General features: G+C 55.3%; 10 protein-coding genes. 6 read left to right on the forward strand and 4 right to left on the reverse strand.

The window, feature by feature from the left end; all coding sequences use genetic code 11:
* Positions 1–91: 91 nt before the first annotated feature.
* Positions 92–283 (reverse strand): hypothetical protein, encoded by a 192-nt coding sequence (locus tag BLU52_RS08615; protein ID WP_090282781.1) that lies wholly within the window; start codon positions 281–283, stop codon positions 92–94.
* Between the two features lie 338 nt (positions 284–621).
* Between BLU52_RS08615 and BLU52_RS08620 the strand changes: the two genes are divergently transcribed.
* The 6 genes from BLU52_RS08620 to BLU52_RS08640 all read left to right on the forward strand — a co-directional run bounded on the left by BLU52_RS08620 (position 622) and on the right by BLU52_RS08640 (position 9645).
* Positions 622–6474: a DUF3320 domain-containing protein gene (locus BLU52_RS08620; RefSeq protein WP_090282782.1), complete on the forward strand. Its 5853-nt coding sequence runs from the start codon at positions 622–624 to the stop codon at positions 6472–6474.
* Between the two features lie 38 nt (positions 6475–6512).
* On the forward strand, positions 6513–6935 hold the full coding sequence (locus tag BLU52_RS08625; protein ID WP_231988012.1) for a LysR substrate-binding domain-containing protein: 423 nt from the start codon (positions 6513–6515) through the stop codon (positions 6933–6935).
* Positions 6936–6965: 30 nt separating this feature from the next.
* The gene (locus tag BLU52_RS27100) at positions 6966–7088 is read left to right on the forward strand and encodes a hypothetical protein (RefSeq protein WP_269458359.1); all 123 of its coding nucleotides are present in this window, start codon (positions 6966–6968) and stop codon (positions 7086–7088) included.
* 221 nt (positions 7089–7309) lie between these two features.
* On the forward strand, positions 7310–8806 hold the full coding sequence (locus BLU52_RS08630) for a helix-turn-helix transcriptional regulator (protein WP_090282783.1): 1497 nt from the start codon (positions 7310–7312) through the stop codon (positions 8804–8806).
* Positions 8807–8945: 139 nt separating this feature from the next.
* Positions 8946–9200, forward strand: a complete 255-nt coding sequence (locus tag BLU52_RS08635) for a DUF1652 domain-containing protein (RefSeq protein ID WP_090282784.1) — start codon at positions 8946–8948, stop codon at positions 9198–9200.
* A 232-nt stretch (positions 9201–9432) separates the two neighbouring features.
* On the forward strand, positions 9433–9645 hold the full coding sequence (locus BLU52_RS08640; RefSeq protein ID WP_090282785.1) for a hypothetical protein: 213 nt from the start codon (positions 9433–9435) through the stop codon (positions 9643–9645).
* A 72-nt stretch (positions 9646–9717) separates the two neighbouring features.
* Here the strand turns inward: BLU52_RS08640 and BLU52_RS08645 are convergent, their stop codons facing one another.
* The 3 genes from BLU52_RS08645 to BLU52_RS08655 all read right to left on the reverse strand — a co-directional run bounded on the left by BLU52_RS08645 (position 9718) and on the right by BLU52_RS08655 (position 12742).
* Positions 9718–10485, reverse strand: coding sequence for an SDR family oxidoreductase (locus BLU52_RS08645; protein WP_007911074.1), 768 nt, complete (start codon positions 10483–10485; stop codon positions 9718–9720).
* A 22-nt stretch (positions 10486–10507) separates the two neighbouring features.
* Positions 10508–11575, reverse strand: coding sequence for a phosphotransferase family protein (locus tag BLU52_RS08650; protein ID WP_090282786.1), 1068 nt, complete (start codon positions 11573–11575; stop codon positions 10508–10510).
* A gap of 198 nt (positions 11576–11773) precedes the next feature.
* Positions 11774–12742, reverse strand: a complete 969-nt coding sequence (locus tag BLU52_RS08655) for a 2-hydroxyacid dehydrogenase (protein WP_090282787.1) — start codon at positions 12740–12742, stop codon at positions 11774–11776.
* Between the last annotated feature and the right edge of the window lie 21 nt (positions 12743–12763).

Genomic DNA, 12763 nt, shown 5'->3' on the forward strand with positions numbered 1-12763 from the left:
TCGGTCGCTCCCACAGGGTTTTCGGCTGCGCACGAAATCTGTGCTCATCCCCAATCTCTGTGGGAGCGAGCCTGCTCGCGAAAGCGGTGGGTCAGCCACCGCCGCTGCGGCGACTTTCCATCCCCTCCGGTTTGCCCATGTCCAGCAATCGTCTTTCCATCAAGACACTCTCAAGTGCCTGGCGCTCGACCAGCGCCATCTGGTGCTCGCGCTTTTTCAACTCCAGCAAAATGGGGCTGGACCAGGTGCGGTAAGTCTGTTCGATGTTGCGGCGGGACGTCATCAGTCTCTCCTTGATCAAGAGCCCGGTATTGCGGGCAGGGGCTCAATCCGATGAGGAGTTAACGTTAGACGACAATACCGCAAGTCGCGAATGCCCAATTATGTGGGTGGCTGGATTCCGACAGGTCGACTATGTGAAGCACGCGTGCAGAAGTTTTGAACATTCAAATTTTCTGTTCGTTCAGGGGGGTAAATTCAACGCTCCGGCTCTAGGAGAGTTCTTATCTCTACCTTTGATCTAAAAAGCAGTTTCAAAATCCATCCTTGTCGGAGAGTATGGCTTCTGTTTTCAATAATTCAGTGGTTGTTTCGTCGAATTTTCCATGGAGAAAATGGTTCATGACCATCAAGATCGAGGGAGTGATCGCCAGCAAGATTGGCTTTGCTTCTCACCAGAATTCTGTCCCGGTTCTCAGAGAACTGACCGTACACAACGATGGTGAATCTGATTACAGCGATCTTGAGCTGGACCTTGTTGCGGATCCTCCCTTCCTTGAAGGGAAGACTTGGCGTCTGGATCGACTGAATAAAGAATCGACGTTGCACATTTCTGATCGAAATCTGACGTTGAACGCTGCTTATCTCGCCGACCTGACGGAAAGTCTCAGCGCGACTCTTGTGCTGCGCCTACGTTGCAACGGTGACGTCCTTAATAGTCAAATCTTTCCGGTTGAGCTTTTGGCAAGAAATGAGTGGGGAGGCGTTAACTCGATGCCGGAGTTGCTGCCGGCGTTTGCTATGCCAAATGACCCTGCGGTAGATCGGGTACTTAAATCAGCCTCTGATGTTCTCCGCCGCGCTGGCAAAGCGGATGGCATCAACGGTTACGAAAGTAAATCCAGAACCAGAACCTGGGAGCTCACTTCCGCTATTTGGTCTGCAGTCTGCGGGCTTAAATTGAGCTATGCGCTGCCTCCGGCAAGCTTTGAGAATTATGGCCAGAAAGTCAGAACTCCAAGCCTCATATTGGAGGGGGGCGTGGCAACATGCCTGGATACGGCATTGCTTTTTACAGCAGCATTGGAGCAAGCCGGACTGAATCCACTACTGTTGCTGACAAAAGGTCACGCTTTTGCAGGCGTTTGGTTGCAGCCTCAAGAGTTTTCTCAATTGATCACGGATGAGGCTTCAGCAGTACGAAAACGTATTGATTTGAAAGAAGCTCTGGTTTTTGAAACTACTCTCGCAACGCAATTTCCAGTCCCAAATTTCAGTCAGGCGATTAGTACCGCTGAAAGGCAGGTCAACGATGACGATTTCATCATGGCGATTGATATCCATCGAGCACGCATGCAGCGTATTCGTCCTTTGGCAGCGTCAATTCCAGCGGCCAAATCAGATGTGATTCAAGAGTCGGAGGTGGCGCTGGAGGCGTTGGAGAACGCGCCATCTTTACCGGTCTTTGACGTGGAAATTCCTACCGAGGCAGAAACACCTGCCGGTAAGCTGACATTGTGGCAACGCAAGCTTCTCGACCTGACCACTCGAAATCGGCTATTACATTTACCAGACAGTGCTAAAGGCGTTCGTTTGATTTGTCCTGAGCCCGCTGAGCTGGAAGATCAGCTAGCCAGTGGAAAGCGTATCAGGATCGTTTCTATACCGGATCTTGAAGCTGGAGGTAGAGATTCGGCACTTTATGAACAACAAAATCGACAATCGCTCAGAGACGAATATGCTCGCAGTGCATTGTCTCGTGGTGAGGTACTGGCAACTCTTGAGAAAAGCAAGCTTGAAGTAGCGCTGATTGACCTGTACCGGAAAGCTCGAAGTGATCTTGATGAAGGCGGAGCAAATACTCTCTTTCTTGCACTCGGGTTTTTAAAGTGGAAAAAGTCGGCGGACGATCCAAGAACCTATTCTGCTCCTTTGATTTTGCTACCCGTAAAACTTGATCGTAAAAGTGCGTTGTCCGGTGTGACAATGACTTTGCTTGAGGATGAGCCTCGCTTCAATTTGACCCTGCTCGAACTGTTACGACATGACTTTGAACTCATCATTCCGGGGCTTGAAGGTGAACTTCCCACCGACGATAGTGGCATTGATGTCGCTGGAATCTGGAATACAGTGCGCCGTGCCATCAGGGATGTACCGGGTTTCGAGGTCACCACGGAGCTCGTGCTGGGTACCTTCTCATTTGCAAAATATTTGATGTGGCAGGATCTGGCTGCTCGATCTGAGCAGCTTCTGAAAAGCCCGATGGTCAAGCACTTGTTGGAGCGAAGTATTGGTGGTGAAGGCTTTGCTACGTCAGGGGAGTTTCCGCAGCCTCACGAGTTGGACAGAAAAGTCAGCCCGGCAGATCTTTTCACACCGTTGCCAGCAGATTCCTCCCAGTTGGCAGCAGTCGTTGCTTCCGCCAGCGGTTGTGATTTTGTTCTTGATGGCCCCCCTGGCACCGGTAAGTCACAAACCATCGCCAACATGATCGCCCACAACCTGGCTCTAGGTCGCAGGGTCTTGTTCGTAGCAGAAAAAATGGCCGCTTTGGATGTTGTCTATCGTCGGCTTGAAGAAAAGGGGCTAGGCGAATTCTGTCTTGAGCTGCACTCCAGCAAAACATCCAAAGTGGAAGTCCTCAAACAACTGGAGCGTGCTTGGGATGTTCGCGATGCATTGACCGCTGACGAGTGGGCTTTAGAGGCAGCCAAACTGCACAAACTCCGAAATCGATTGAACGAAGTCGTGGGAACCCTGCATCGTCGACAACCTAATGGATTGACAGTCCATCAGGCTATAGGTCGTGTCGTACGCGATGGGGTCGCCGGTTTACCGCGTATCACATGGCCTGAGGGAACATGTCACGACGCGGACGATTACGCGCGGCTGCGTGATCTTGCCCGGCGTCTTGACCTCAATAGTGAGGCCGCGCGCAATTTGTCAGCTGACTTTTCGCTCATCGCTCCCACCGAATGGTCAAACGGCTGGCAAGAGTCGATCACTGCAGTATCCAGGGAGTTGCCGGGTGTCATTGAACGACTGAAGATTGCCTGTGATCACTTGTTGAGAGCCACCAATCTTCCCCTAGCTGTTACGAGCGGGGAGGATATCGAGCGGTTTTGCCAGTTTGTTGCATTATTGGTAGATACGCACGGTATCGATCTCTCTTTTGCATTCACGTTGAATGCAAGTGCCAAGATCGCTGCAGCCAAGAAAGCTGTGCATATCCTCAAAAATTACCAAGAAATTGAACAGTCGCTGTCGGTGCGTTACGCCTCGGAGGCCTGTCGCACCATCAACCTCGAACAATTCAAAAACGACTGGGAAACTGGCAAGACCAAGTTTTGGTTCCTCGCTACTTTAGCCAAGAAAAAGGTGGGAAAAAACCTTGCGGGTCAGGGCGGAGCGGTAGGACTTCCGAGCGTAGAGGAGGATCTTGCCCGGCTCTTCGAAATGCGTGATCTGCTCATGTCACTGGACAGCTTGGCTGCGGATATAAACGCTGTACCTGGATGGAGCGGAGTTTCTAGTGATCAATCCGCGATGGCAGTAGCCTGGGAACTCGCTGAACGCCTGAGAACGTTGATCAGCTCGAACGCAGAGTCCCCTGAAGATCTTATTGCACTGCGGGGAGCCACTCAAAAGCTCGTCGTAGAAGCCAATGAGTTATTGGGCGGGGGTGGTTTTATCGCAGCAGCGCTTCACCAGTTAATAGATGCATTGGAAGCGTTCAGTCAAACGAGCAAACTCTTCAATGAACTGAGTAACCGCCCGGTAGAGGGCAAATTAACAATTGAGTCATTGCTCAGTGCGTCCAGTGCTATTTCTCGTCATGAGTTTAAGCTGAAAGCGTGGTGCGATTGGTGTCGGGTGCGTGAAGAGGCAATAGCATCCGGGCTTCAACCGTTAAGTGATGCATTGGCAATTAAAGGGTTGCCAGAGGGCGGGACTGTAGACGCGTTTGAAACATCTTATGCAAGCTGGTTTGCAAGGGTGATGATCGACGCCGAGCCGTTGCTGCGTAATTTCGTGCCAGCAGAGCACACTAGCGATATCGAGGCATTTGTACGTCTGGATGAGGATCTTTCCAAGCTGACTGTTCGATACATTCGAGCGAAACTGTGTGGATTGATCCCGTCGAAAAACGAGATCGGCAAGCAAGGTGGTTTCGGCATCTTAAAGCACGAGCTGCAAAAAACACGTCGGCACAAACCCGTCCGACAGCTCGCTGTTGAGATGGGCGATGCAATGTCGAAACTCGCTCCTTGTATGCTAATGAGCCCTCTTTCCATTGCGCAATATCTTCCAGCGGATCTCGCACTTTTTGACTTGGTGATATTCGATGAGGCTTCGCAGATTGCTCCATGGGATGCCATCGGATCAATCGCGAGGGGCAAGCAGGTAGTCATTGCGGGTGATCCCCGTCAGATGCCTCCAACCAACTTTTTCAATCGCGCCGCGTCTGCCGCAGAAGATGATACTGCTGAAGACATGGAGAGCATTTTGGATGAGTGTCTAGGCGCAGGTATCCCAAGCCATAGCCTCAGTTGGCACTACCGGAGTCGCCACGAAAGCTTGATCGCTTTTTCGAACAATCGCTACTACGACAGCAATCTCATCACCTTCCCTGCGGCTGAAACGCGTGCCAGCGCTGTGGAGTGGCGACGTGTTGATGGCGTCTACGCGAAAGGTAAGGGCAGGCATAATCAGGCCGAGGCCGAGGCCATCGTTACCGAGACTGTGAAGCGTTTGATGGATCCAGCGTTTGTAGCGAGCGGTCATACTATTGGGATCATTACTCTCAATAGCGATCAGCAAAGATTGATCAACGACCTGTTGGATAGGGCACGGCAACAATTTCCGCAGATCGAACCGTTCTTCCAGCATGACATTGCCGAACCCGTCGTCGTTAAAAATCTGGAAACAGTGCAAGGCGATGAGCGCGATTTGATAATGCTAGGTATCGGGTATGGACCAACCGAACCGGGCGCGCAGGTTATGTCGATGAACTTCGGTCCATTGAACAAAGAAGGCGGATGGCGACGTTTGAATGTGGCGATAACCCGGGCCCGCAGGGAAATGATGATTTTCTCATCTTTTGATTCTTCGATGATTGATTTAAATCGCACCAACGCCCGCGCTGTTCGTGATCTGAAGCACTTCATTGAATTTGCCCAGAGAGGGCCAAGAGCACTCGCGGAGGCAGTGCAAGGTTCAGTGGGGGGGTATGATTCACCCTTTGAGGAAGCTGTTGCTCAAGAGCTGAGACGAAAAGGCTGGCAAGTCGTGCCGCAAATTGGGGTATCTCGTTTCCGCATTGATCTAGGTATCGTCCATCCAGACAGGCCTGGCGACTATCTGGTTGGTGTCGAATGTGACGGTGCAACCTATCACAGTGCGGCTACCGCTCGAGATCGTGACAAAGTTCGTAGTGCAATTCTTCAAGGTTTGGGCTGGAAGCTGGTTCGCCTCTGGTCTACAGAGTGGTGGATTGACAAGCCTGGCGCGCTGGACCGATTACATGCATCTCTTGAAGCTCTTTTGGAAGAGTCCCGCGCATCCGGACTTGTTAGTGAAACAATTGAAAAGGAATCATCCATGCCTCATTTGTCATTGGTGCACAGCGCTGCATTAGCAAATGACGTGGAGAAAGAGGGCGTTTCTATTGCATCAGAGAGTGCTGCTTCTAACGAACTACCTCCAGAGCTCAAGGTCGCGAAGTCGTTTGCACTGCATGGCTCACCCGCCATTAAAGATGTATATCGTGTAACCGATTTCACGAGCGTGGGTGACAGAATCAATGCAGAGGCATTTTACTCACCTGAATATGATGCGGTTCTCGCTGAGCTGATTGCACATGTGTTATTGCAAGAGGCCCCTATCCTCGATTCAGTGTTGGTACAGCGTGTGGCCCGAGCACATGGCTTTCAACGCTCTGGGCGGCTTATTAGAGAGCGAGTTCTCGACCTGACAGAACAAAATCATTATCTGAAAAATGATCCAGTTGATGGTCAATTTGTTTGGCATTCGAAAAATGATATTGCTGGGTGGAACAAATATCGGTTACCAGCGACATTGGATGATGGAAGGTCAGTGGAGGAGATCGCCGCTGAGGAAATACTGTTGGTTGCCTCTTTGATATCCGCCGGCGATATGCCTTTGGAAATTGCCAAAACCCTTGGCGTGAAGCGTTTGACTGGAGCGGCACGTGAAAGAATAGAGCTCGCAATCAAATCGATATCTGATTTTTAGAGATTCGATGCATTAAAGCGTAAAGGAGAGCATGGCGGTTGCCCGCTCTCTCCTTTTTGCGCGCCATTACTTCAGGCTGGCGCCTGCACGAAATGACCACGGCGGCGCAGGTCAAGGCCCTGAAGGAAAAACGCATCGATGCTTGCGTGTTTCGTGTCGGTTATGACGATCCGCAGTTGCGCAATGAACTGTTGATCTACGAGCCGATCCACGTGATCATGCCGGCGGACCATCCGCTGGCCCGGCGCGCGGCGCTGGCCCCGGCGGATCTGGCGCAGGAACCGTTCGTGGCGCTGGAGTTGAAGCAGTCGCGGTTTGCCAACTTTCTCTATCAGTGCTGCGTCCAGGCCGGCTTCACCCTGCAGATTCGCCAGCAAGTGATCGAGGTGCAAACCTTGCTCAGCCTGGTGCGCGTCGGCGTCGGCGTCGGGGTGGCGTTGTTGCCGACGTCCATCGAGTAGTTGGCGCCGCCGGGGCTGGTGTTTCGCCGCATGACCCCGGCGCTGCCGGAAGTGCCGCTGTATGCGACTTACCGCGCCGATGATGCTTCGCCCGTATTGAAACTGTTCCTCGACACCTTGCGTGAGCTGACCGAAACGCCAGATCGACACTAAACCTGTGGGAGCCAGCCTGCTGGCGATGAGGGTGTGTCAGGCCGAACACTGGCTGGATGACACACCGCCATCGCCAGCAGGCTGGCTCCCACAGTGATCTGTGTTGTCAGGAGAAAAAAGGGCTCCAGCGGGGATTTTGCGGTGCGTCAACCTGACCCCGCACGAACCCGAGCCGCTGCGGTCGTAGTCTTCACCGAGCCGCCTCACTGTGTGGAGATCCAATGAGCCAGGAAGTCCTGACCACCGAAACCAATCGTCGCCAGTTGCAGCAAATCATCGCCGGGCTGTCCGACGGGGTGATTTTGCTGGAACTCGATCAAAGCATTCTGTGGGCCAACGAAGCGGCGCTGGCCATGCATGGCGTTAGCCGCATCGGCGACCTGGGCAGCAATGCCGAGGAATACGCCAAGCGGTTCAGCCTGCGCTATCGCAACAATCACACGTTGCCACCGGAGAACTATCCGATCAGCCGCGTTGCGCGCTGCGAGATGTTCAGTGACGTGCTGATCGAAGTCTCGCCCGCCGATGACCCGGAGCGCATCTGGGTGCACAGCGTGCGCAGCATGGTGCTGACCGACCGTTTGGGCCAGCCCGAGTCGCTGGTGCTGATCATGAGTGACGTCACCGACTGGGCCAACGCCGAGCAGCGCTTCGAAAAAACCTTCAATGCCAACCCGGCGCCGGCGGTGATCTGCCGCCTTAGCGATTTGCGCTATATCAAGGTCAACCCGGGGTTTCTCGAAATGACCGGCTACAGCCGCGAACAAGTGATCGGAACCTCGGCGTACGAAATCGATATCTTCGAACAGGCCGAGAAACGCGATCTGGCCATTCAGCGCCTGCGCGACGTCGCGACCATCCCGCAGATGCAGGCCGAACTGCGCCTGCCCGATGGCGGCAGTAAACAAGTGATCGTCGCTGGGCAACCGCTGTTGCTCAACGATGAGAATTGCATGCTGTTTTCCTTCGTCGACATGGAACCGCGGCGCAAGGTCGAACTCGCCCTGCGTCAGAGCGAAGAGCGTTTCGCCAAGGCGTTCCGCCTGACCCCGGTGCCGATTCTGATCTGCAGCGCAGACCAGCAAGAAGTCATCGACGTCAATCAGGCGTTTCTTGAAACGCTGGCGTATGAGGCTGATGACGTCCTCGGTAAAACCGTCACCCAGTTGAAGTTCATCGATGATGAAGGCGAGAGCACGCGGCTGCTCGCGGCGCTGGCAAACAATGCTCGAGTAGACCGGGTGGACGTGCGCGTGCGCAAGCGCGACGACGAATTGCTCGAGTGCGCGGTGTCGGCGGACACGGTGAAGATCCACGACACGTCGTGCTATCTGCTGGTATTGATGGACATGACCGAGCGCAAGCGCTCCGAGCTGGAACTGGTCGCCGCGATTGAAGAGGTGATGAAGGATGCGTCGTGGTTCAGCCGCACGCTGATCGAAAAACTGGCCAACGTGAAGAAGATCAATTCGCCGCAGTTGCCGAGCGCGTCGTTCACCGATTTGACCGCGCGCGAACGCGATGTCCTGGGGCTGATCTGCGAGGGTCTGGCAGACAAGGAAATCGCCGCACGGTTGAAGCTCGCGCCCAACACCGTGCGCAATCATGTTGCTACTGTGTACTCCAAGCTCGACGTTCACAGCCGCAGCGAGGCAATCGTCTGGGCCCGAGAACGCGGGTTGTTTTCCGGAGAGTGGGGTGCCAAGGGGCAACGCTAGGGGTGCAAATGCACTAGTGATTCGGGTGCAAATTCGTGTATTGGCCGTCGAGTTCAGTTCTTAGGCTTGTGGGGTGCGGTACGAGCCTTTTCAGGCACGGGATCGCGTCCCCTTCGATGCAGCCAAAGGAACAACCCAAATGATGAGTCTTGCACAGTTGCGTGCGCAGCTTGAGTGCAGTTTTGCGCCGCGGGCCTGTGAGTGTTCGGTCGATGGCGATCATTCGCTGACGGTCAAGCTTTACCATATGGACTCGGGAGCGGTGGATCTGGTGATCAGTGGTCTGAATCTCGATAAGTTGCGCACACCGGAGTCGGTGCAAGCGCTGGTCGATGAATTGCGCTATGAGCTGGAAAGCAATTCGTTGCGCTCATCGGCAGATTCAGGCTGTTGATCTGGATGTGCTTCTGTGGGAGCGAGCCTGCTCGCGAAGGCGTTCGACCTGGCAAGCACTTTTCCAACCATTCACTTATGCAAATCCCAACGCAAAATCGACAGCCCTGACCCGTTCAGACAGCCTGTTTACTGGCACTTACGAGGGTCTCGGCTATAAATAATGAGTCGTCAGGTTTTCCGTGACCGGTTGGGTCGCGGGAATTCGTCTCTCATTCACCGCGGGTCGTCCTATGAACCATTCTGGGAATCGCGTGTTGCCGTTGGCTTTTCTGTTCGTGTTGCTGGCCGGTTGTGCCAGTCCACCACCCCCAGCGCCAGTGGCGCCGCCACCACCGCCCGAGCGCACCTGTCAGGTCATGGAAAACACCGAGGTTGCCGGTGACATGTACGTGGACGGGCAGGTCACTCGGCACATCACCACCACTCGTTGCATCACTCAGTAGCAGCGGCGCACAAACCCTGCGGAAACGAGCGCGCTCTTTTCCGCAGGGCTGGCATTTGTCTGAATAATCAGATCAGGACAGGAAACCGCCGTCCACGTTCAGCGCCACACCGGTGGTGTAGCTCGATGCATCGCTGGCCAGGTACAGCACGGCGCCAGCCATTTCGCTTGGATCGGCGACGCGCTTGAGCGGGATCTGCGTCAGTGCCTGTTTGAGGATCGCATCGTTTTTCACCAGTGCCGAGGCGAACTTGGTGTCGGTCAGGCCCGGCAGCAGGGCGTTGCAGCGGATGCCGAATTGCGCGCATTCCTTGGCGAACACTTTGGTCATGTTGATCACAGCCGCTTTCGTCACCGAATAGATGCCCTGAAAGATTCCCGGCGAGATGCCGTTGATCGAGGCGACGTTGATGATGCTGCCGCCGCCGTTTTCGCGCATCAGCTTGCCGGCTTCGACCGACATGAAGAAGTAGCCACGGATGTTCACGTCGACGGTCTTTTGAAACGCCCCCAGGTCGGTGTCCAGCACGTTGCAGAACTGCGGGTTGGTCGCGGCGTTGTTGACCAGAATGTCGAGGCGGCCGAACTGTTCCTTGATCCCGGCGAACACTTGGGCAATCTGCTCCATTTCACCAATGTGGCAGGCCACGGCGGTGGCTTTGCCGCCGGCGGCGATGATCGCGTCGGCGACATGCTGACAGCCGTCGAGCTTGCGGCTTGAAACGATCACGTGGGCGCCTTGCTGGGCCAGCAGCTTGGCGATCGCTTCACCGATACCACGGCTGGCGCCGGAGACGAAAGCGATCTTGCCGTCGAGGTCGAACAACTGAGTCTTGGACATAAGGGTTCCTTGGTGTGGGCCGTCAGAGGCTCGATTTGGCGATGACCTGCAGGCTCATCTGCTCCAGCAGTTTGTTCATGTGAATGAACTGCGCGAAGCGTTTGTCCTGGGTCTGGCCATGGTAGAAGCGGTAGTAGATCTGCTGCACGATACCGGCGAGGCGGAACAGGCCGTAGGTGTAGTAGAAGTCGAAGTTATCGATCTGGATGCCCGAACGTTCGGCGTAGTAATCGACGAACTCACGGCGGGTGAGCATGCCCGGCGCATGGCTCGGCTGGCGGCGCATCAACTGCACGGGCGCCGGGTCGTCAGCTTGTATCCAGTAGGCGAGGGTGTTGCCCAGATCCATCAGCGGATCGCCGAGGGTGGTCAGTTCCCAGTCGAGCACGCCGATGATCTGCATCGGGTTCTGAGGGTCGAGGATGACGTTGTCGAAGCGATAATCATTGTGGACGATGCTCGATGTCGGATGGTCGGCGGGCATCTTGTCGTTGAGCCAGGCTTTGACCTGCTCCCAGTGCGGCGCATCCGGGGTCAGGGCTTTCTCGTAGCGCTCGCTCCAGCCTTTGATCTGGCGGGCGACATAGCCTTCAGGTTTGCCCAGATCGCCCAGGCCACAAGCGTTATAGTCGACGCGGTGCAGTTCGACGAAGCGGTCGATAAAGCTTTTGCACAGCGCTTCGGTCTTCGCTGAGTCGAGACTCAGTTCCGGCGGCAGATCCGAGCGCAGGATGATGCCCTTGACCCGCTCCATCACGTAGAACTCGGCGCCGATCACCGATTCGTCGGTGCAGTGCACATAGGCTTTCGGGCAGTACGGGAAACCGTCGCGCAATTGATTGAGGATGCGGAATTCGCGGCCCATGTCATGGGCGGATTTGGCTTTGTGGCCGAAGGGCGGACGCCGCAGGACGAATTCCTGCGCGGGGTATTCCAGCAGGTAGGTCAGGTTCGACGCACCACCGGGAAACTGGCTGATTGCAGGAATGCCGGTCAGGCCTGGAATGTGCGCTTTGAGGTACGGATCGATCAGGCTGGCATCGAGTTCTTCGCCGGAGCGGATACGGGTGGACTGGTCAGTAAGCGCCATGCTTATCCCTTCTGCTTATTTTGGAGGCCAGACATCATTGGCTAATCTAATGGCACGCTCGTGCAGCGACAAGCGTGGGTCGGTCTTATAGGTTAGCGTGTTGCCCGATAATCACCTTTGGGAATGAGCCCTCCCTTCCGGTCGGAAGGGGCCTGCAGGCGTGGGCTGTTGGCGATGCAGAATCCGGGTTGGCGATCTTCAGGAAAGGCGCTGGTCGTTGAGTCGGGGCGGGAGGGAAACGGGGGTGAGCACCGCTTGCCCGGAGAAAAACGCCACAAGGTTTTTCCCGACCAGCTCCACCGTACCCTGCATGGCTTCCGGTGACAGACCGGCAACGTGCGGGGTCAGCAACACGTTATTGAGGGTTTTCAAGGCATCGGGCACTTGTGGCTCGTGGTCGAACACATCGAGGGCGGCACCGGCGATTCGCCGTTGTTCGAGAGCCGTCATCAGATCTTCAGTATCGATGACACTGGCACGGGCGATATTGACGATGAAGCCATTCGGGCCCAGCGCATCGAGTACCGAGCGAGTAACCAGGTGCTGCGTGCCAACGCCACCCGGCGTCGCGACAATCAGAAAATCCGCAGCCCGTGCCAGCTCGGTCGGGGTCGAGCAGAACGCGTAAGGCACATCGTTTCGCACCTGACGGTTGTGATAACTGATCGACATGTCGAAACCAAGATTGGCCCGTTTGGCGATCGCCATGCCCACTGCACCAAGCCCGAGAATGCCCAGGCGTTTGCCGGCCAGCGACGGACGCATGATCTTCGGCCATTCACCACGGCGTACGGCGGCATCACAACGGGGTATATCGCGTACCAGCGCCAACAGCATCGCCATCGCATGGTCAGCCACTGACGAGGCGTTGACCCCGGCGCCATTGGTCACGGTAATCCCGCGATCACTGGCCGCCTGCAAATCCACTTGCTCGTAACCGGCGCCAATCACGGTGATGATCTTCAGCGCGGGCAGGACGGCGATTTCCTCGGCGGTGAGGCCCAGCGGACCACGGGTCAGCACTGCGTCGATGCGGCTGCCGTGGCTGGCAATGGCTTGTGCACGTTCGGCAGGTGTGGGCGCGAGAATCAGGTGAAAACCCTGATGTTCGAGAATCGGCAGATAGTCATTGATGGTTTCAACCAGTACCAGAACGGTTGCGGGCATTGCACGGCTCCTGAGATCAAT

The organism is Pseudomonas granadensis, from assembly GCF_900105485.1.
Lineage (GTDB): Bacteria > Pseudomonadota > Gammaproteobacteria > Pseudomonadales > Pseudomonadaceae > Aquipseudomonas > Aquipseudomonas granadensis.